Here is an 18,557-nt window from a genome sequence, read left to right as displayed (position 1 = left end):
CTTCTCCCAGAACAGGCCTACGGCTTTTTCCAGGGCGGTTTTTCGGTCATAGCGTGCGTGTCTGGCCATAACAACGATTCACCATTGTCGTGATTTGAGTGACTACTCAATTATAACTTGAATGACCGCTCAACAACAGTTAGCCTGAAGTTGTAATTGAGCGAACGTTCAAAAAGGAGATCGTAATGACTGACTTTCCAATGCACGATGTTGACTCCGCCCCGGAAAAGTCCAAACCGTTGCTTGAGAATTCTCTCAAGGGTTTTGGCATGATTCCTGGCCTTCACGCCGTGATGGCCGAGGCGCCCGGAGCGCTTGAGGCCTATCAGAAGCTGCACCAGCTGGTGCTGGACAGCAGCTTTGACAATGATGAAAAAACCGTGGTCTGGCAGACCATTAACGTGGAAAACGCGTGCCACTACTGTGTCCCGGCACATACCGGCATTGCCAAGATGATGGAAGTGTCGGACGACATCACCAATGCGCTACGTGACGAAGCACCGTTGCCGAGTGACAAGCTGGAAGCACTGCGGACTTTCACCCTGGCCGTGATGCGCAAGGATGGCAATGTCAGCAAAGAGGACCTCGATGCCTTTTACAAGGCGGGTTACAAACACCGTCAGGTGCTGGAAGTGATTCTGGTGCTGTCCCAGAAAACCCTGAGTAACTACATCAACCACATTGCCGAAACGCCGGTTGATGAGCCGTTCAAGAAGTTTGAGTGGCAGAAGAAGCAGTAATTTCAGAGCCTGCCGGCAACGGATGCGGCTCAGCCCGCGTCCGTTGCCAGTATGTTCGCCTGCCGTGACTGTTTCTTAGCCTTGAGTCGTTTGTCGACGCACCGGCTTTCGTCTTCGAGAATAACAACGCACTCCAGGCACTGGATGCACTCGTCGTAATCAATCCGGCCATCCTTACGAATGGCGTTGATGCCGCATTCGTTTTTGCAGTGCTGGCAAGGGTTACCGCAAAGCTCGACCCGGTCCAGCCAGCTGAACAGCCTGAACCGGCCAAGCACCGCGAGGCCAGCGCCCAAGGGGCACAGGTAGCGGCAATAGAACTTGTGGATGAACATGCCGATCACCAGCAGGCCAACGGCGTAGAGTACAAAGGGCCAGTGGCGAACAAAGAACAGGGTAATACTGGTCTTGAATGGCTCCACTTCCGCCAGTTTTTCGGCGATGGTCAGGGAATAGAAAGCGGTGCCCACCAGAGCGAGCAGGATCGGGTATTTGAGCAGGATCAGGCGCCGATGCCATTGCTCGGGCACTTTGATCTGGCGGAACTTCAGTTTTTCGCCAAGCCAGGCCGCCATTTCCTGCAGGGCGCCAAAGGGACAGAGCCAGCCACAGAACAGGCCGCGGCCCCAGATGAACAGGGTTATGAACGTGTAGACCCAGAGAATGAAAATGATCGGATCCAGCAGGAAGACATTGAGAGAGAATCCGTCCCAGATGGCCAGGAACAGGGTGTAGATGTTAACCACAGAAAGCTGGCCCTGGGCGTAGGAGCCGATAAAGAACAGGGTGAAAAACAGAAATCCCCAGCGGAACCGGTGTACCAGCTTCGGGTTGCGGCTCAGGGTTTTCTGGCGGGCGAAGAACACGGTCAGAACAGTGAGGCCGAGCGCCAGCAGGGAAATCTGCCACCAGCGTTCTTTCCAGAGGCCGATCCAGACCGGCTGCCGGGAGTCCTCCGGATTGGGCGCAACCTCGACGGTTTCGAACAGTTCTTCGCTGAATTTAACCGGGATGTCCAGGGAGGTGCGGTCCACCATCAGGTGATTGCGGGCCAGTTCGACATTGAGCTTCAGGTTGGCTTCCGCCCCGGGGTTGAAACCGGCGTTGCCGCCCACGCGGAACAGGTTGCCGGCATCGAATGACGGCATGCCGGCGGCCCGGAAGTCCAGATTCTGATCGAGCAGGTTCAGATCGCGCATTTCCACCGCAAGGTTGTTCTGGGTGAGCCCGATGCGGTCCGGAGAGCTGCCGGGGACGAACTCGCGGGAAACGTGGGGAAAGGGGCCGCGGGACATGACGGCCAGAACCTGTGCGCCATCGTCGAGTCGTTCCATGAGCCGCTGGTAACCTTCGTCGCCGAGCAGGTTGCGGCCTACCATGGGCGAATTGATGTAGGCGAAGAACAGTTCGGCAAAAGGTTCGCCGTCTTCCGGCTCAATGTTCATGGGGTAGTCTGAGAGCGGTCGGCCCAGCTCGGCCTCGATGGACTCGGCAGTGGTCTTCCAGTGTCCGATGTAACCGCGATCCACCAGTTGCTGCCACGACATGGGCTGGTAGAAATCCGGTTTCGCCCGAGTGGGTGCGCTCTGGGCAAAGCCCTCCAGTTTCTGGCGGGCCACTTTCAGGGCCGAGGACAACACGGTGTCGTTGATGATGAGCACAGAGACCGTCGCCTTGCTGACGCCGTCAAAGTGCACCACGTTGCCGTCACTGGTTCGCCCGGAACGGCTCGAATTGGAGGTGCTGACAATAATCTGCTCTTGTAACGAATGGCCTTCGTATTGGTCTACAAACTCGAACAGGGGGGCTTCGCCCAGGCCATGCAGGAACACCGGCTCGTGGTGATTAAGCACCTTGATACCGGTGAATCGCCCTTTGGTGTCCAGGCCGATCAGCATGCTGACCGGTTTGCCGGCAAAGCCCTGGAGGCGGCTGTGGTCTATGGTTTCGTAGGCGTAGCCGAGCAGCTCCTGGAGTTGATACACCGGATACACGGGAGAATCCGGCAGCTTGTCTTCAATGACCGTTGCCGAGGGAAACAGCTCCTGGATCATCGCCCGCTTGCTGTCTGACAGCTCGGCCTGAACCTGGGGCACTAAAAACAGACAGGCAAGAAGGAGCACAATGCGCCCTGCCATGGGGTACTCCTGTGGTTCTTTTTGTTTGATCTTCCATGCTAGAGTTTTCGGCCTCGGGCTCAATGCGACCTCGGAGCCACCTGACTGCTACTTTGTGAGGAGAAATGCCATGACCGACGCTACCTACACGCCACCCAAAGTCTGGAAATGGGACTCCGAGAGCGGGGGACGGTTCGCCAGCATCAACCGTCCGATTGCCGGCCCCACCCACGACAAGGAGCTGCCGGTTGGCAAGCACCCGCTGCAGCTGTACTCACTGGCTACGCCCAACGGCGTGAAAGTGACGGTGATGCTCGAGGAACTGCTGGAGCTGGGTATCAAGGAGGCCGAGTACGACGCCTGGCTGATCAAGATTACCGAGGGCGACCAGTTTGGCAGCGGTTTCGTGGAGGTGAACCCCAACTCCAAGATCCCCGCCATGATGGACCACAGCATGAACCCGCCTCTGCGTCTGTTCGAGTCGGGCTCGATCCTGCTCTACCTGGCGGAAAAATTCGGGGCTTTCCTGCCGAAGGATATCGCCGGACGCACGGAGACCCTGAATTGGTTGTTCTGGCAGATGGGCAGTGCGCCCATGCTCGGTGGCGGCTTCGGCCATTTCTATGCCTACGCGCCGGAATACTACGAGTACCCGATCAATCGCTACACCATGGAGGTCAAGCGTCAGTTGGATGTGCTCGACCGCCAGCTGGCCGAGCACCGATACATCGCCGGTGATGAATACACCATTGCCGATATGGCCATCTGGCCCTGGTACGGCGCCCTGGTGAAAAACAAGGTGTACGACGCGGCCGAGTTCCTGGAAGCCCACGCTTACACCAACGTCATTCGCTGGGCGGATGAGATCGCCCAGCGCCCGGCGGTCAGGCGAGGCCGGATGGTCAACCGGGCCTGGGGTGAGCCGAGCAGCCAGCTGCACGAGCGCCACGACGCCAGCGATTTCGAGACCCGGACCCAGGACAAGATCGGGGACGGTGAATGAAGGTCGCGGTCTATTGCGGCTCCCGGTCTGGCAATGATCCGCTATACGCGGACAAGGCCCGGGAGCTGGGTGATTACTTCGGTCGCAATGGTATCGAGCTGGTGTTCGGTGGCGGCCATGTCGGGCTGATGGGTGTTGTGGCCGATGCAGTACTGGCCGCAGGCGGCCGGGTCCATGGCGTCATCCCGGAGCACCTGCGGGACCGTGAGCTGGCCCACTCCGGTTTGACTGAACTGCACGTGGTCAAGAACATGCACGAGCGCAAGGCCCTGATGGCCGATCTGGCGGATGGTTTTGTCGCGCTGCCGGGCGGCATTGGCACCCTGGAGGAGCTGTTCGAGGCCTGGACCTGGGGCCAGTTGGGGCTGCATCACAAACCCTGCGCGATCTACAACGTCAACGGGTTTTTCGACCCCTTGCTGGCGATGGCCAAAACCATGGAGCAGGCCGGGTTTCTGAAGCAGCAGTACATCGACATGCTGATCCAGACCGACCAGCCAGAGACGCTACACCGGGACTTCCTGGGCTACCAGAGCCCAGGGGAAAAATGGTCCTGATCAGACAGGGCCCGGCAGTCGGGCCCTACTCCTTTTCTTCCTTGGCTTTCTGAATCGCTTCCAGCTTTTCGTGCAGCAAGGCTTCAAGCTTGATCAACTGCTCCCGGTTCTTTTCGTTGGGCCGGTTGGTATAAAGATCGACGTAGGTCCTGGTGACCTCGCTCAGTACCGGATGCAGCTTTTTGTAGTCTTCCTCACTCATCGTCAGCACTCCTTTCGAACGCAATGATTCCATACCACTAACTATGGATCATCACGGGCAATCATCAAGGACGCAGATCAAATCCGAGACGGTTTTCCAGCTTATTCCATGCGGCTGACTTTCGACATCAACCGACGCCAGTCTATTGGTAGCCGGCTCTCCAGTTCCGCCAACACCGGGTCTTTGGGGTGAACCGACTGGAAGTGCTGTTTGCTGGCATAAACTACGGTGTTGTTGCTCTTGCTCCGAAATCCCAGAAGCACGGCAAAGTGCCGTTTGAGCCTTCGGAAGTAAGCCCCCTCGACATCCGGTGTGCGATGGTAGTTCAGTACCAGCCAGCCGTCATCCGTGAGCACCCGGGCGCATTCATCCACGAACTGCTTCTGGGCCTGGGCCGGGCTCATCCGGTCTGCGTTATACAGATCGGCCAGAATCATGTCCGTGCTCGCCTCCGGCAGCCTTTCCAGGGCGTCCCGGGCATCGGCAATGGTGACCTCGAGGCGATCGCTGTCTGGCAGATCGAAAAACTCCCTCGCTGTGTCCAGTACTGCCTGGCGGAGTTCGACCGCGTGTATCCTGCACTCAGGATAGAGATGGTGAAATGCGCCAGCCATCACGCCGCCGCCCAGACCAAGAATGGTGACATGGCGAGGGTTGGCAAAGACCGACGGCAGCATCATGGCCCGGTTGTACTCGTGCACGGGCAGATAGGGGTAGCGACGGTCGATCTTGCTTTGCTCGAACACCGAATTGAAGGTAAGCACCCGGTGTTTACGGTAATCAACCACCAGGATACTGCCCAGGGCATCCCGGGTGTGATGAATAATCTCGCCCTTGTTGAACATGCCGGCTTATCGGCTGTGTTCTTCGAACAGGCGCCTTACGCTGTCGGTCTTTGCCAGCGACCATGCGGTGTTGCCATTGCTGTCCTGAGCGTCGCGATCGGCGCCTTTCTCGAGCAGCAGCCGTACGGTTTCCGGGTGCCCGTGTTTGCTGGCCAGGATCAGCAGGGTCTCGCCCTCACTGGTGCGCATGTTCACCGGAACGCCGGCATCAAGCATCACGCTTAGCGGCCCGGCCCCGCCGTTGCGGGCCAGTTCGAAAATACCCTGGGCGAAGGCAACCGCATCCTCGTCTTTCTGGTTCGCAGGCTGTTGCGGCTTGCCGGGCTTCTGTTGGCTCATCGGGGCTCCGTGGTCAGTTGAATCGATTTTGTGTTAAAACCGTATTATCACAGAATGAGACTGTCCCAGACACAGTCAATGAGCCCAAGGCCAAAAACCAAAGGAGGCAACGCCGTGAAACTACAGGTTCAAGGCATAGACGAAGGCCAGCCGATTCCCGAGAAATTCGCATTCGGGGTCTACAGCGAAGAAGACCACATGAGCTTCGGCCCTAACCGAAACCCCGAAATTGTCTGGGACGATGCGCCGGAAGGCACCAAAAGCTTCGTGGTGATGATGTTCGATCCGGACGTGCCCAGCGTCGCAGACGACGTGAACCAGGAGGGCAAGACTGTCTCGAAGAACATCCCGCGAGTCGATTTTTTCCACTGGCTGCTGGTGGATGTACCGGCCGGCACCAGCCGGATTCCGGAAGGTGAAGACAGCGATGGGGTAATTCCCAAGGGCAAGGAGCCGGGGCCTGGGCCCATCGGTATCCGCGGCGTGAACAACTACACCCAGTTTCTGGCGGGCAATCCCGACATGAACGGCACCTACGCCGGATACGATGGCCCCTGTCCTCCGTGGAACGATGAGATCATCCATCACTACCACTTCGAGGTGCACGCACTGGATGTGGATACCCTTGCCCTTGATGGCGAATTTGATGGCAACGATGTGCGTGAGGCCATGGCAGGCCATGTACTGGCCAGTGCCCGTGTGACGGGTACCTATACCCTGAATCCGGAGCTGCGCTAAGCCGCAGCAATCACCGGGCAGCGGTATTCCGGCAGCCCCGCGGCTTCCCGGAATACCACTTCCTTCTTTGCCGTGACTCCTTCCTGCCAGTCACACAACTGTCTCCCCATTGTCATTTCCCCGTCACCCCATCTTGCCAAGCTGTCAGCATCCGGACTGGTTGAAAGACGGGGGACAGAATGCGGAGCTATCGGAGCGTTTTCATTTCCGACGTACACCTGGGCACGGCAGACTGCCAGGCGGCGTACCTGCTGGATTTTCTGAACCAGGTCCGCTGCGAAACCCTGTACCTGGTGGGCGATATCATCGACCTGATCGCGATGCAGCGACGGGTGCACTTTCCCGATTCCCACCAGGCCGTCATCCATAAGCTCCTCGAGTTGGCGGCCAGCGGAACCCGCGTGGTCTATATACCGGGCAATCACGACGATTTTCTCCGTCGTTTCTGCGGCCAGACCATCGCCGGTGTTGAGCTCCGCTACAAGGCTATACACACCACCGCCGATGGTCGCCGCTTCATGGTCTGCCACGGTGACCAGTTTGACCAGGTGGTGCGCTGCAGCCCGCTGATGCTTCTGGTCGGGGACCGTGCCCACGGCATTCTGCTGCGACTCAACCGCTGGTTCAACGCCTGGCGCCGGCTCAAGGGCAAGCCTTATTGGTCGTTGGCCGCCTGGGTGAAGAGCCGCATCGGCAAGGCCCGCACCTTTATCCGCCGGTTCGAGCTGGCGGCGCTGACGGTTGCGGAAAAGGGCAACTACGACGGGTTTATCTGTGGCCACATACACTCCGCCGGCTTCCTGCGTAGCGAGGAAGGGCTCTACTGCAACGACGGTGACTGGGTGGGGCACTGCACGGCGTTGGTGGAGCAGGAAAACGGCAAACTGGAGCTGCTGCACTGGTCGGAGTCCCCGGTGGTGCTGGAGAAAGAGCCGGACGCCCCGAACCCGGACGTGTGCGGGGATGCCCGGCCGGTGATTGACACCCTCCCCACAGCGTTTGTGGAACAGGTTAATCGTCTGGCCAGCTAAAGCCTCCCACACTCCCGGCAGATGGCAGCGAACGGCCATCGCTTCCTGTTTTCGGGATAGCCGGTAGAATGGCGGGATGACCCGTTCGCCGTTGGTTTTCCGTCTCTCTTTCCTGGCTATTGTCGCGCTGTTGATGGCGGCGATCTGGCTCCTGTTGCAGCAATTGGGCATGCCGGCCAGCTTTGCTCCGTCGGTGCTGTCCGACTGGTTTGCCAGCCAGGGCGCATTTGGGCCGTTATTACTGATGCTTCTGATGATTCTGGCGGTGGTGGTCGGCCCGATACCCACGTTGCCGATCAGTGCGGCCTCTGGCCTGGTTTACGGCATGTTCCATGGGACGGCGATTGCAGTGGTTGGCGCCCTGGCCGGCTCGCTGATCGCGTTCTATCTCGCCCGGGTGCTCGGTCGAGAGGCCGTTCAGCAGAAGCTTGAAAACAACCCGGTATTCTCGGCGCGTGGTTCGCAGCGGTTCCTGTTTATAGCAGTCTTCCTGACCCGGCTTATTCCGCTCTTCTCCTTTGCCCTGGTCAGTTATGCGGCCGGCGTGACGGCCATACATGTCTGGCGCTATTCCTTGGCCACCTTGCTTGGCATGCTGCCAATGACGTTCGTGTTTGCTGGCCTGGGGCATACCCTCGAACTCAACCCTACCCTGACCGTTGTAGCGGCTGCCACGGTATTGTTGGTGATGAGTACATTGCCACTGTATCTGAGGCGGCGCCCCCACTCACGGCTCTCCCGCTGGCTTCAGCTGGATGGCAGGGTTTGATTCCCGTTACAAACTCTCAGACGCTCAACAGGGATTCAATGTCCCGATAGACAGTCGGGGCACCGGTTACCCGTGCCAGCCAGCTGAGGGGAATTCCTGTCTCACCGCCAACGCCGTGAATGGCTGCCATGGCTGGGCCAATGAGCCACGCCCGACCGCAGGAGTCTCCGCCACAATGTATGTTGGCGCGAATGGCCTCGGTGTAGCTCCGGGCGGTGTTCAGAATGTGAAAACTGACCGGCATGGCTTCGTGCAGATAACAGGTGCGGCCAAAGGTATCGCCGGCAGCAACGCCGCTCAGCTCTGAGGTCTCAAGGGCACGCTTGAGGCTCGCTGAATCCGGTGCTTCGGTGATGGCCGCATTCATTGACTCAGCCAAACCCTCGCCCCTGAATAGTCCATCCAGAAGCATCGCTGCGCACTTTGCCCAGGCAACGGCATCGTCGTTGTGATTGGTAACCCGAACGGCTGCTTCCACAAGGGTTCGCAGGTTGCTGCTTCCGTAATGGGAGGCGACCAATGGCGGCAGTTTGGAAACCGCAGGCAGTTGCATGTCGTCGGCACCGCTTTCCCGCAGCATATGGCGGTCGATGGTTTCTGCCAGGTGGACGCCGGCCTCCTGAATTTCCTTTTCCTTGTAAGTCAGGCTGATGGCTTCACGCACCGGTTGTGCGAGCTTGTTACCGCTCAAACGACGGGTATAGGGCATTACCTTCTGCACCAATATCCGTTTCTGTTTATCGGTGAGACCATCCGGCATGCCGGACTGTGCCTCTTCAACTGCCTGGCGCTCGATGGAATTGAAGTTTTCAAGCGTAATCCGCGTGGGATTATCAATGAATCCCTGCCACTGGCCACCAGGACCAAAGAACGACCGGAACCGCCGCTGGTAATCCCGGATGTCCAGATTGCCGTTGTTGGCCAGTAAGCTGGCAGTCAGCACGCCGGTTGCTGCGCCGTAGTGACTCACGTCGCCCACCTGTTTTCCCTCGTGAGCGAAGTAACCGAAGCCTTTCGTGTAATAGTCGGCTTTCGGAGGCAGGAATTCGGGCGACTGTCCGCCTACCTCCATGATGCGTTCGCTGTTGTAGAGCCAGTGCACACCAAGGCTGGCGGCATCGCCAACCCAGCCGCCGGCCAGTGCTGCAGTGACGGCGGCCTTTCTTTCGTGCGGAAGAGTGCGGGCCATAGAGGATCCTTGAAGTTCGGTTTTCAAATCCGATCTGAAGGATTATTCGATCACTTCGCTGATCTGGACCGTTGGCTGAACGTTAGTGAAGTTCGGGATGTCGCCGAGGATTTCCTTGGCGTGGGGGGCAAAGGCGGTCTGGAAATCGCCAACAGAATCAAAATACATATGGCCCATGGCAATGTAAGCGGGGCCTTCTCCGGGAGCGCCTCCTGCCAGCCCGGATTCGATGGCTGTGCGCTTGCAGGCATCGCCCAGCCTTTCCCGAACCAGCGCCATGTGCGTGTCGCGGTAGTAGGCAAGGTCGAAGTTGCTCTCGGCGGTTTTCGGATACATGACGCTGACTTTGATCATTACGGGCCTCGGTTCGTAGAGTCGCGGGGACCTTCTTTTAGCGCCTCCGCCACTCGTTCGTCAATCCTGCGGATAAGTTCTTCGTCTGCTCGCCCGGACGAATGCGTTTTCATCAGTTCAGTGCTTGCACGCAGGTTGCCAATAAAGGTCCGGCAGTCCTTGCACATTATCAGATGCATTTTCACCGACATTTTCTGGAAAACGGGCAGTTCGCCATCAATGTAATCGCTGGCAATAACCGCAAGATCCCTGCACATCAGCATTCGCCGGTCTCCTGAAAAGTCTCCACCATGAGGAAGATTTTCTGTCTGGCCCGGTGCAGAAGCACCCGCAAGTTAGAGGCGCTGACATCGAGAATGTTACAGACATCGTCGGATTTGTGCTGATGGGCTTCGTAGAGCATCAGGGCCGAACGTTGAGCTTCCGGCAGAGCGGAGAGATGTTTGTCCAGACAACCGCTGAGAGCGCCGTTTTCCATGAGAGTGTCGCCGGCGTCGTGGAACTGCAGTTTGGGTGGCAGCTCCCAACGGCCCCTGGCGTTGAACCGCTCCCCCAGTTCCGGCTCCAGGGCTTCAGAGAAGTCAGTAGAGACCTCTCTTTTGGTGGAGCGAAGACGATTCTTGCAGCGATTGGCAACGATTCGATGCAGCCACGTCGCCAGTCCGGATCGCGCCTCAAATTTATGAATAGCGTCAATCACTGTGACCCAGCAATCCTGAACGACCTCTTCTGCGCTGGAATGATCCAGATAAAACCTGGCTACGGCGATCATACCGGGGGTATGAATCCGCACTGCTTCCTTATAAGACTGCTCGTCCCCGGCCTTCAGGCCTTCGACCAGTGCCTGCTCCTCGTTAAGAGCTGAATGGGCCATAGCTATTCCTTTAAGTGAGCAATTGTTCAAGAATAGCAGTAAGTTTCGCAAGCGCCTGAAAAGTTCCCCACACTCGGTAAGAGGTAGCGTGATCAAATTGTTAGATATTCATGAGCAATCGTTGACACAATGCGTGCTCGAACGACGTACAACATCGTAAAGCCGGTAACGAAATCAAAATTGATGGCCTGATGTAACACTTTCAGAACTCGGGGGTCTCTTCGTTATCACGTTCAAGGTAGAAAGGATGATTTCATGACACTCAAGAAATGGATTCTGGTCGCGCTGATTGCGACGGTGGTTGTCGGGTTTATCGCCAGTGGCGGTGGTGAGCTTCTGACTCTCGAGAACCTGAAGGAAAACCAACAGTCCCTCGGTAACTGGATCGATCAGAATCTGTTGGTTGCGGTGCTGGGCTTCGTCGTTGTTTATGTCCTGGTAACGGCGCTTTCACTGCCCGGTGCTACCATCATGACCCTGGCCGGTGGTGCCTTTTTTGGCAACCTTTATGGTCTGGCGGCGGTCTCCATTGCCTCAACCGTTGGCGCATCTCTGGCCTTCCTGGTAGCCCGTTTTCTGATGCGGGACACTCTTCGCAAGCGATACGGAGAGACGGTCGCCAAGATGGACCGGGGCATCGAGAAAGACGGTGCTTTCTATCTGGCCACCCTGCGCCTGGTGCCGGTGTTTCCCTTCTTCCTGATCAACCTGGCCATGGGACTCACGGCCATGAAGCTCCGTACCTATGCCCTTGTGAGCTGGATTGCCATGCTGCCTGGCACGTTTGTGTACGTGAACGCCGGCACCCAGCTGGGCCAGATCCAGTCCACCGGCGATATCGTCTCGGCTGATCTGCTTCTGTCCTTTGCCCTGCTGGGTCTGTTCCCGCTGATTGCCAAGTTTGTGGTGGGCTTTATTCGCCGGCGCAAAGTGTACGCCGGCTGGCAGAAGCCTGAACATTTTGATTACAACCTGCTGGTCATTGGCGGTGGTTCCGCCGGGCTGGTTTCCGCCTATATTGCCGCAGCAGTGAAAGCCAAGGTGGCCCTGATCGAAAAGCATAAGATGGGTGGTGACTGCCTGAACACCGGCTGCGTGCCCTCCAAGGCCCTGATCCGCAGCTCCAAGGCCGCGGATACCCTGCGCCATGCCAACCGTTACGGGCTGGAATCGGTGCCGGTTAAAGGCTCGTTCAGGAACATCATGAACCGGGTCAAGGACGTTATCGCCAAAGTGGAGCCCCACGATTCCCCGGAGCGTTACCGTAAACTGGGTGTGGACTGCATTGCCGGCGAAGCCAGCTTCGTGTCGCCCTGGGAGCTGGAGGTGCGACACAACGACGGCCGCACCGAGCGACTGACCGCCCGCAGCATTGTGGTTGCCACCGGCGGCAAACCGGCGGTACCCCCGATTCCCGGCCTGAAAGACATGCAGCCGCTGACTTCCGACAACCTGTGGGAGTTGCAGGACCAGCCGGAACGTCTGCTGGTGCTGGGTGGTGGCCCGATTGGTTCGGAGCTGGCCCATGCCTTTGCCCGCCTGGGCAGCAAGGTGACCCAGGTGGAGATGGGCGAGCGCCTGCTGGCCAAGGAAGATGAGGATGTCTCCGAGCTGGTTCTGAAGCAGTTCCACGCGGACGGCGTGGATGTCCGGCTGAAACATTCCACCGCCGAGTTCCGTATTGAGGAAGGAGAGAAAGTTGCCTACTGCGAGCATGACGGTGAGCGGGTACGCATTCCTTTCGACCAGGTGCTCGTTGCCGTTGGCCGAGCGGCCAATACCGCCGGCCTGAACCTGGACCGGATTGGCGTCGATACCCTGCCGAACGGGACTGTGCCGGTGGAAGAAGATATGAGCCTGCGTTATCCGAACGTCTTTGCCTGTGGCGATGTGGCTGGCCCCTACCAGTTCACCCACGCGGCGGCCCACCAGGCTTGGTACGCAGCAGTGAACGGCCTGTTCGGCCAGTTCAAGCGCTTCAATGTGGACTACCGTGTCATGCCCTGGGTGACCTTTACCTCGCCGGAAGTCGCCCGGGTGGGACTCAGTGAAGCCGAGGCAAAGGCACAGGGCGTTGATTTCGAGGTCACCCGATACGGACTGGACGACCTGGACCGGGCGATCGCTGAAAGCGAAGATCACGGCTTCATCAAGGTGCTGACCCCGCCGGGCAAGGACAAGATCCTGGGCGCGGTTGTGGTAGGCCCTCACGCCGGCGAGATCCTGGCTGAGTTCACCCTGGCCATGAAACACGGCCTGGGCCTGAACAAGATCCTGGGCACCATTCACCCGTACCCAACCTGGAACGAATCGGCGAAATACGCCGCCGGTGAATGGAAGCGGGCCCATGCGCCCGAAGGTATCCTGAAGCTGCTGGAGAAGCTCCACGGCTGGCGCCGTGGCAAGGGCCAAGACCAGCAGGTAAAACACAAAGAAGTGACCACTGGCTGAGATGGCCTGGCGATGACTGAACCAAAGCGGCATCGCCCCTGTCTCTGCCCCTGGAATTCCGTACAAGCGAGGAGCATCCATGCCCCTGACTGAAGTTCGACCGGCCCGGAAAAATCGAATTCCGGCCGTAGAAGTCCTGGAACCCCGGGCCCGCGATAGCTGGACCCACACCCGCAACGGCGATCCCCGGGGTTACATTGATGCAGACAAGCTCAAAGAGCTCTGGATCCACACCGGCACCGCCTGCAACCTGGCCTGCCCGTTCTGCCTGGAGGGTTCCCATCCCGGCGATGGCCGCATTCCGGGCATGAAGCTCAGTGACGTAAAGCCGTTCATTCACGAAGCTATCGACATGGGGGTGGAGCAGTTTTCCTTCACAGGCGGTGAACCCTTCGTGATCCGGGATTTCGTGAACATTCTGGATTACGCCAGCCAGCACCGGCCCTGCTTCGTGCTGACCAACGCCACCGAGCCACTGCATAAGCGCCAGCATCAGGTGCTGCCATTACTGGACAATCCCTACCCGATCCATTTCCGCGTCAGCCTGGACTTCCCGGACCGGGCCCGTCATGACAAGGACCGCGGTGACGGCAGCTTCGACGAGGCGCTGCAGGGCATCCGCTGGCTGATCGAACAGGGCTTCAAGGTGTCCATTGCCCGCCAGACCGATCCGGAGGAAATTCCCTCGGACGTCGAAGCCGCTTTCCGTGAAATCTTCCGGGAATGGGGTATTCCTGAGGACCTGGCGTTTACCGCGTTTCCGGATCTGGGTACGCCCGGTTCGGAGGACGGCAGCCCGGAGATTACCGAGACCTGCATGGAGAAGTATCCGACGAAGGAATCCCGGTCGCACTTTATGTGCACCTATACGCGGATGCTGGTTAAGAAGGGCGACGAGGTTCGGGTGTATGCGTGCACGCTGGTGGACGATGACCCGCAGTACGATCTGGGGGGAACGCTCGCCGAGAGCATGGATGAGCGCATCATGTTGCGGCATCACCGGTGTTTTTCCTGTTACCGCTTTGGGGCCAGTTGTTCGGCGCCTGTTTGAGTTTTGGTTCTGGGCCTCTCAGGACTGGTGGCTGGTCATTGGCGGCCTGGGGGGTGACATTATTTTCCCTTGGGAAAAACAACTCGCTTCGCTCAGACATCTTTTTCCTGGCGGGAAAATAATGTCACCCCCCAGACCGCGGTTACGGCTTTGCCATTCGCTTATTTGGTGGGAATAAAAGAGAGAAAAACAGGTTTGAGATAAAAACTGGCTAAGTGGTTTGAAGGCTGACTCCTTTGCCGGGGAAACGATAGCAAAAGTTGAACAAGGGTCAGGCCGGATGGGGGTTCAAAAAATGTGAAGCGCCAGGGATGGCGCGACCAAACCCCCCATGGATGGGTTCACGGGCGTTTTTTTGAACCCCCATCCGGCCTGACCCGAAAGGCACCCAAACCAGAAACCACCGGAAAAATCCCGGAATAAAGAACCAAAGAACAAAGGAAAGAAAACATGAACTTCACAGAGGCCTCCCTGTTCTGGGGGTTCCTGCTGGTTTACGGCGTGGTGATGTACGCGCTGTCGCCGAAGAGCAAGAACGCGAATTCGTTTTACAAGGGCGCCGATGACCAGGGTAACCCGGTGGGTCAGTGGTCACTTACGGCGAGTATTTTTATCAGCTGGATCTTTGCCAAGTCGGTGACCAATGCGGCGAACCTGGGCGCGGCCTACGGTGTGGTGGGCGGCTTGGCTTATGCAAGTTACTGGCTGTCTATTCCGGTGGCGGGGTATGTGATTTACCTGATCCGGACCCAGACCGGGGCGCGGAGTCTGCAGGATTTTCTGACTTCCCGCTTCGGTCGTCTGGCGAGTCTGGCGTTTGCGGCAGCGATTCTGATCCGGTTGTATAACGAGGTCTGGAGTAACACCGCGGTGGTGGGTGGTTACTTCGGGCTGCCCGGTGAGTGGGAGTATTACGCGGCGGCGATGCTGTTTACGGTGTTTACGCTTGCCTACAGTTTGAAGGGCGGGCTGCGGTCGTCGATTTTTACCGATGTGATTCAGGCTTTTGTGTTTGTGTTCTTTGTGGGCGCGGTGCTGTTTTTGATTATTCCCGCCAACGATACCAGTGCCCTGCTGAGCAACGGCGAGTTCCGGCTCAATGCCGGGTTTGATCTGCTGTTGGTGGCGTTACTGCAGCTTTTCAGCTACCCGTTCCACGATCCGGTACTGACCGATCGGGGCTTTGTGAACAGGGAAAAGACCATGCTCAAAAGCTTTGTGGTGGCCGGGCTGTTGGGCTTTGTAGCGGTGTTTATCTTCAGTCTGGTGGGCGTGCATGCCCGGCTTAACGGCATTGAGGCCATGGGTAACGCGCCAGCGGCAGTCGGGCAGTCCCTGGGGCTGGCGGCGCTGTTCTTTATGAGTGTGGTGATGATGACCTCGGCGGGATCCACCCTGGATTCCACCTTCACCTCTCTGGCCAAGTCGCTGGCGGTGGATTTGCCCCGGCTGGCGAGGCGGGCGTCGGACAAGCTGCCGAGCATGCGGGTGGGTGCGATCGTGATGGTGATCTTTGCGTTCCTGGGCAACCTGCCCATGTTTGCCGGCACCGATATCCTCAAGGCCACTACCATCTCCGGGACCATGGTGATGGGGCTGGCGCCGGTGTTCCTGTTTTACGGCTTCACCAGGTGGTCGCCCTGGAGTTTTCACCTGAGTTTCTGGACCGGCCTGGGGCTGGGCGTGCTGCTTGCGGTTGGACTTATCCCGGCAAGCTGGGCGATTGGTGATGGCAAATACGCCATGCTGCTGGGTGTGAACGCCTACGGATTCCTGATCTGTACCGCCGGCTTCTTTGTACCTTTGTTGCTCCGGCGTCTCGCCGGGCGCTCTTTGGCGGCCGGAGAGGCCTGAAGCATGACTGAAGGCCGGAGCTGTCCACTGGCGTATCGCTATTCTGCCGAGGATCTGTGTCAGGAGCCTTCCACGGTCTCCGAGGATGTGCTCTATATCATCGGCGGGCTATACGGTAATCCCTGGGCTCTGGATGAAATCGAGCAGATGGCGCTGGAAGAAGAGCGTCAGGGGCATCGGGTGAAGCTGGTGTTCAATGGCGACTTCAACTGGTTCAACGCCAGCGATAGCCTGTTCCGAACGATCAACAGCCGGGTGCTGGATCATACGGTCAGTCTGGGAAACGTGGACTACGAGCTGGCCAATCCCAATGCCGGTGCCGGCTGTGGCTGTGCCTACCCGGATTTTGTCGATGAGGGTGTGGTGGAGCGGTCGAACCGGATCATGGCGCGGCTGCAGGGGATTGCCGGGGAGCACCCGGATATCCAGCGACGGCTGTCCTTGTTGCCGAGGTATCACTGCCTGATCTTTGGAGGCCTAAAGGTTTTGGTGGTCCATGGGGATCCGGAGTCCCTGGCTGGTTGGGGGCTGGCCCACGAGGCTTTTGTCGGGGGTAATGATGGCAAGCTTTCGGAATGGTTTCTGGCGACCGGGGCTGATGTGATTGCCTCCACCCACACCTGCCTGCCTGTGCTCTGGTCAGGGCTGGTGGGTGAGCACAGTCGGATGGTAGTCAATAATGGGTCTGCAGGTATGGGCAATCTGCAATCGGACCCGCGCGGGCTGATTACCCGGATTGGCTTGTCCAGCCCCGTCATTGAGCCTGTGGCCGGCATTCAGCGCCAGGGCCTGAATGTGTCCCTGTTGCCGGTGGCCTTCTCCCTGGAGGCCTGGCTGACGGATTTCGACCGATTGTGGCCGGCCGGCTCCCCCGCCGCTGTGTCCTATCGTGAGCGGATCCTGAACGGCACGTCCTTGGGGCCAAAAGATGTCATTTTCCCTTCACTGATTTAATCATTTTGTCACTGGCGAATGCTTCAATCCGGTCTATTCTGAATAGGTGAGCTGGGGCCCTGTCGTGGGCAGCTTTTGAGCTGTACTTGAAATATATTTTGTGGTCTATATAATTCAACACTAACTTTTTGCCACGAACTGATCACGCTATGACATCAGAAGGATCAAATACCACCGCCATCACGCTTCGCATGCCAGTGAAGGATGATGGCTTCAGGCTCCACCAGCTGGTGGCCGAGTGCCCGCCACTGGACCCCAACTCGATTTACTGCAACCTGTTGCAGTGCAGCCACTTTGCCGAAACCGGCGTGGCCGCGGAGAAGGAAGGCGATCTGGTCGGCTTTATCTCCGGATACATCCCTCCCCAACAGCCCGATACCGTGTTTGTCTGGCAGGTGGCGGTTCACGAGAAAGGTCGTGGACAGGGCCTTGCCAAGCGGATGCTGAAAGAGATCGTTGGCCGCGATGCGTGCAAAAACGTCACCCATATGGAGACGACCATCACGGAGGACAACGAAGCCTCATGGGCGCTGTTCCGTTCATTCGCCCGTGATTTGGGAGCCGAGCTCACCTACCACGAGCACTTCGAGAAAGAGACCCATTTTGGTGGGCAGCATGATTCCGAGTTTTTGCTGCGCATCGGGCCCTTCACGAAGCCAGTCTGAGTGCCCCGGTCCTGCATCCTGTCCAGCCAACCGTTGGCGGGATGGTAAACGACCGAATCGTTGTGAATTGAAAGAGCCGGCAGGCTACTGAGGTAGGCCTGCCAGACGGCTTCAATTAACGCGTTGTGGCCCTTATCGCAATCGAGTCCGTATTTCCTCGATAGGCTGCCGCGCATCTACCTCGAACCTGACATGCTAAGAGGCAAGACAATGGAAATTTTCAAGTCGACTGAATCCGAAGTACGTGTGTACAGCCGTGCGTTTCCGGTGATCTTCAATCGTGCCAAGAACGCGCACCTGTATACCGAGGACGGTAAGGAATACCTGGATTTCCTGGCCGGCGCCGGTTCCCTGAACTATGGCCACAACAACGATACCCTGAAAAAGGCACTGCTTGAGTACATTGAAGCAGACGGTGTAAGCCAGGGTCTGGACATGTTCACCACGGCCAAGCACGACTTCATGGAAGCCTACAAGAAGCACATCCTGGACCCCCGTGGCCTGGACTACAAAATGCAGTTTACCGGCCCTACCGGCACCAACTGTGTGGAAGCGGCCCTGAAGCTGGCCCGCAAGGTGAAAGGCCGCAGCGGCATTATTTCCTTCACCAACGGGTTCCATGGTGTGACCATGGGTGCGGTTGCGACTACCGGTAACAAGCACCACCGCGGCGGTGTTGGCACGCCGCTGGGTAATGTCGACTTCATGTTCTACGACGGCTACCTCGGCGACGATGTCGACACCCTGGCGATCATGGACAAACTGCTGAGCGACGGCTCCTCCGGTTTCGAGCTGCCGGCCGCAGTCATTGTGGAAGCCGTCCA

The 18,557-nt window shown here is 58.2% G+C and carries 20 protein-coding genes; 12 read left to right on the top strand and 8 right to left on the bottom strand.

Translation table 11 applies throughout. The features are described 5' to 3' along the window. The first annotated feature begins 185 nt into the window (after positions 1–185). Positions 186–740 carry a carboxymuconolactone decarboxylase family protein gene (locus QZ534_RS18465; protein ID WP_296936738.1) on the top strand — a complete coding sequence of 185 codons (555 nt, stop codon included), beginning with the start codon at positions 186–188 and terminating at the stop codon, positions 738–740. A 29-nt stretch (positions 741–769) separates the two neighbouring features. Here QZ534_RS18465 and QZ534_RS18460 read toward each other — a convergent pair whose 3' ends face one another. Continuing rightward, positions 770–2,878 (bottom strand): NosR/NirI family protein, encoded by a 2,109-nt coding sequence (locus QZ534_RS18460; protein WP_296936735.1) that lies wholly within the window; start codon positions 2,876–2,878, stop codon positions 770–772. Positions 2,879–2,987: 109 nt separating this feature from the next. On the opposite strand from QZ534_RS18460, the gene yghU reads away from it, so the two are divergent. Next, positions 2,988–3,860 (top strand): glutathione-dependent disulfide-bond oxidoreductase, encoded by an 873-nt coding sequence (gene yghU / locus QZ534_RS18455; protein WP_296936734.1) that lies wholly within the window; start codon positions 2,988–2,990, stop codon positions 3,858–3,860. Further along, a complete protein-coding gene (locus tag QZ534_RS18450) occupies positions 3,857–4,417 on the top strand; it encodes a TIGR00730 family Rossman fold protein (protein ID WP_296936732.1) in 561 nt (186 codons plus the stop codon). Before yghU ends, QZ534_RS18450 begins: the two co-directional genes overlap by 4 nt. Before the next feature lie 25 nt (positions 4,418–4,442). Here QZ534_RS18450 and QZ534_RS18445 read toward each other — a convergent pair whose 3' ends face one another. The 3 genes from QZ534_RS18445 to QZ534_RS18435 form a co-directional block, all read right to left on the bottom strand. Beyond that, positions 4,443–4,619, bottom strand: a complete 177-nt coding sequence (locus tag QZ534_RS18445) for a hypothetical protein (RefSeq protein ID WP_296936730.1) — start codon at positions 4,617–4,619, stop codon at positions 4,443–4,445. Positions 4,620–4,720: 101 nt separating this feature from the next. Then, positions 4,721–5,464: a methyltransferase domain-containing protein gene (locus QZ534_RS18440; RefSeq protein ID WP_296936728.1), complete on the bottom strand. Its 744-nt coding sequence runs from the start codon at positions 5,462–5,464 to the stop codon at positions 4,721–4,723. Positions 5,465–5,470: 6 nt separating this feature from the next. Next, entirely contained in the window at positions 5,471–5,803 is a 333-nt protein-coding gene (locus tag QZ534_RS18435) for an ankyrin repeat domain-containing protein (protein WP_296936726.1), read from the bottom strand. Between the two features lie 114 nt (positions 5,804–5,917). Here QZ534_RS18435 and QZ534_RS18430 point away from each other — a divergent pair, with 114 nt between their 5' ends. From QZ534_RS18430 to QZ534_RS18420, 3 genes are all read left to right on the top strand, one after another. Then, a complete protein-coding gene (locus tag QZ534_RS18430; RefSeq protein ID WP_296936725.1) occupies positions 5,918–6,541 on the top strand; it encodes a YbhB/YbcL family Raf kinase inhibitor-like protein in 624 nt (207 codons plus the stop codon). A 179-nt stretch (positions 6,542–6,720) separates the two neighbouring features. Then, positions 6,721–7,572 (top strand): UDP-2,3-diacylglucosamine diphosphatase, encoded by an 852-nt coding sequence (locus QZ534_RS18425; RefSeq protein WP_296936723.1) that lies wholly within the window; start codon positions 6,721–6,723, stop codon positions 7,570–7,572. A gap of 76 nt (positions 7,573–7,648) precedes the next feature. After that, on the top strand, positions 7,649–8,341 hold the full coding sequence (locus tag QZ534_RS18420) for a TVP38/TMEM64 family protein (protein ID WP_296936722.1): 693 nt from the start codon (positions 7,649–7,651) through the stop codon (positions 8,339–8,341). A 16-nt stretch (positions 8,342–8,357) separates the two neighbouring features. On the opposite strand, the gene QZ534_RS18415 is transcribed toward QZ534_RS18420, so the two are convergent. From QZ534_RS18415 to QZ534_RS18400, 4 genes are read right to left on the bottom strand one after another with little or no spacing between them, the layout of a single operon-like run. Further along, positions 8,358–9,530, bottom strand: coding sequence for an ADP-ribosylglycohydrolase family protein (locus tag QZ534_RS18415; RefSeq protein ID WP_296936720.1), 1,173 nt, complete (start codon positions 9,528–9,530; stop codon positions 8,358–8,360). 42 nt (positions 9,531–9,572) lie between these two features. After that, positions 9,573–9,884, bottom strand: coding sequence for an EthD family reductase (locus QZ534_RS18410; RefSeq protein WP_296936718.1), 312 nt, complete (start codon positions 9,882–9,884; stop codon positions 9,573–9,575). After that, positions 9,884–10,147 carry an anti-sigma factor gene (locus tag QZ534_RS18405; protein WP_296936716.1) on the bottom strand — a complete coding sequence of 88 codons (264 nt, stop codon included), beginning with the start codon at positions 10,145–10,147 and terminating at the stop codon, positions 9,884–9,886. Before QZ534_RS18405 ends, QZ534_RS18410 begins: the two co-directional genes overlap by 1 nt. After that, positions 10,141–10,758 (bottom strand): RNA polymerase sigma factor, encoded by a 618-nt coding sequence (locus tag QZ534_RS18400; RefSeq protein ID WP_296936714.1) that lies wholly within the window; start codon positions 10,756–10,758, stop codon positions 10,141–10,143. Before QZ534_RS18400 ends, QZ534_RS18405 begins: the two co-directional genes overlap by 7 nt. A 255-nt stretch (positions 10,759–11,013) precedes the next feature. Here QZ534_RS18400 and QZ534_RS18395 point away from each other — a divergent pair, with 255 nt between their 5' ends. The 6 genes from QZ534_RS18395 to QZ534_RS18370 all read left to right on the top strand — a co-directional run. Then, positions 11,014–13,209 carry an FAD-dependent oxidoreductase gene (locus QZ534_RS18395; protein WP_296936709.1) on the top strand — a complete coding sequence of 732 codons (2,196 nt, stop codon included), beginning with the start codon at positions 11,014–11,016 and terminating at the stop codon, positions 13,207–13,209. A gap of 79 nt (positions 13,210–13,288) precedes the next feature. Then, positions 13,289–14,260, top strand: coding sequence for a radical SAM protein (locus QZ534_RS18390; protein WP_296936707.1), 972 nt, complete (start codon positions 13,289–13,291; stop codon positions 14,258–14,260). Positions 14,261–14,710: 450 nt separating this feature from the next. Continuing rightward, entirely contained in the window at positions 14,711–16,114 is a 1,404-nt protein-coding gene (locus tag QZ534_RS18385) for a sodium:solute symporter (protein WP_296936705.1), read from the top strand. Positions 16,115–16,117: 3 nt separating this feature from the next. Continuing rightward, positions 16,118–17,068 carry a hypothetical protein gene (locus QZ534_RS18380; protein ID WP_296936704.1) on the top strand — a complete coding sequence of 317 codons (951 nt, stop codon included), beginning with the start codon at positions 16,118–16,120 and terminating at the stop codon, positions 17,066–17,068. Between the two features lie 149 nt (positions 17,069–17,217). Beyond that, positions 17,218–17,733: a diaminobutyrate acetyltransferase gene (ectA, locus tag QZ534_RS18375; RefSeq protein WP_296936703.1), complete on the top strand. Its 516-nt coding sequence runs from the start codon at positions 17,218–17,220 to the stop codon at positions 17,731–17,733. A gap of 210 nt (positions 17,734–17,943) precedes the next feature. Next, on the top strand, positions 17,944–18,557 hold a 614-nt coding region (locus QZ534_RS18370), incomplete at its 3' end, for an aminotransferase class III-fold pyridoxal phosphate-dependent enzyme (RefSeq protein ID WP_296936701.1).

This window comes from uncultured Marinobacter sp. (genome assembly GCF_913055835.1).
In the GTDB taxonomy this organism is placed as follows: domain Bacteria; phylum Pseudomonadota; class Gammaproteobacteria; order Pseudomonadales; family Oleiphilaceae; genus Marinobacter.
This window is presented reverse-complemented; position numbering and strand designations above follow the sequence as displayed.

What these genes read in the sequence shown, in the direction of transcription:
- QZ534_RS18435 (WP_296936726.1), bottom strand. Translation starts at nt 5,803, where the DNA reads ATGAGCCAACAGAAGCCCGGCAAGCCGCAACAGCCTGCGAACCAGAAA.
- QZ534_RS18445 (WP_296936730.1), bottom strand. Translation starts at nt 4,619, where the DNA reads ATGAGTGAGGAAGACTACAAAAAGCTGCATCCGGTACTGAGCGAGGTC.
- QZ534_RS18400 (WP_296936714.1), bottom strand. Translation starts at nt 10,758, where the DNA reads ATGGCCCATTCAGCTCTTAACGAGGAGCAGGCACTGGTCGAAGGCCTG.
- QZ534_RS18460 (WP_296936735.1), bottom strand. Translation starts at nt 2,878, where the DNA reads ATGGCAGGGCGCATTGTGCTCCTTCTTGCCTGTCTGTTTTTAGTGCCC.
- QZ534_RS18415 (WP_296936720.1), bottom strand. Translation starts at nt 9,530, where the DNA reads ATGGCCCGCACTCTTCCGCACGAAAGAAAGGCCGCCGTCACTGCAGCA.
- QZ534_RS18380 (WP_296936704.1), top strand. Translation starts at nt 16,118, where the DNA reads ATGACTGAAGGCCGGAGCTGTCCACTGGCGTATCGCTATTCTGCCGAG.
- QZ534_RS18395 (WP_296936709.1), top strand. Translation starts at nt 11,014, where the DNA reads ATGACACTCAAGAAATGGATTCTGGTCGCGCTGATTGCGACGGTGGTT.
- QZ534_RS18425 (WP_296936723.1), top strand. Translation starts at nt 6,721, where the DNA reads ATGCGGAGCTATCGGAGCGTTTTCATTTCCGACGTACACCTGGGCACG.
- yghU (WP_296936734.1), top strand. Translation starts at nt 2,988, where the DNA reads ATGACCGACGCTACCTACACGCCACCCAAAGTCTGGAAATGGGACTCC.
- QZ534_RS18450 (WP_296936732.1), top strand. Translation starts at nt 3,857, where the DNA reads ATGAAGGTCGCGGTCTATTGCGGCTCCCGGTCTGGCAATGATCCGCTA.
- ectA (WP_296936703.1), top strand. Translation starts at nt 17,218, where the DNA reads ATGACATCAGAAGGATCAAATACCACCGCCATCACGCTTCGCATGCCA.
- QZ534_RS18465 (WP_296936738.1), top strand. Translation starts at nt 186, where the DNA reads ATGACTGACTTTCCAATGCACGATGTTGACTCCGCCCCGGAAAAGTCC.
- QZ534_RS18405 (WP_296936716.1), bottom strand. Translation starts at nt 10,147, where the DNA reads ATGCTGATGTGCAGGGATCTTGCGGTTATTGCCAGCGATTACATTGAT.
- QZ534_RS18410 (WP_296936718.1), bottom strand. Translation starts at nt 9,884, where the DNA reads ATGATCAAAGTCAGCGTCATGTATCCGAAAACCGCCGAGAGCAACTTC.
- QZ534_RS18440 (WP_296936728.1), bottom strand. Translation starts at nt 5,464, where the DNA reads ATGTTCAACAAGGGCGAGATTATTCATCACACCCGGGATGCCCTGGGC.
- QZ534_RS18390 (WP_296936707.1), top strand. Translation starts at nt 13,289, where the DNA reads ATGCCCCTGACTGAAGTTCGACCGGCCCGGAAAAATCGAATTCCGGCC.
- QZ534_RS18385 (WP_296936705.1), top strand. Translation starts at nt 14,711, where the DNA reads ATGAACTTCACAGAGGCCTCCCTGTTCTGGGGGTTCCTGCTGGTTTAC.
- QZ534_RS18420 (WP_296936722.1), top strand. Translation starts at nt 7,649, where the DNA reads ATGACCCGTTCGCCGTTGGTTTTCCGTCTCTCTTTCCTGGCTATTGTC.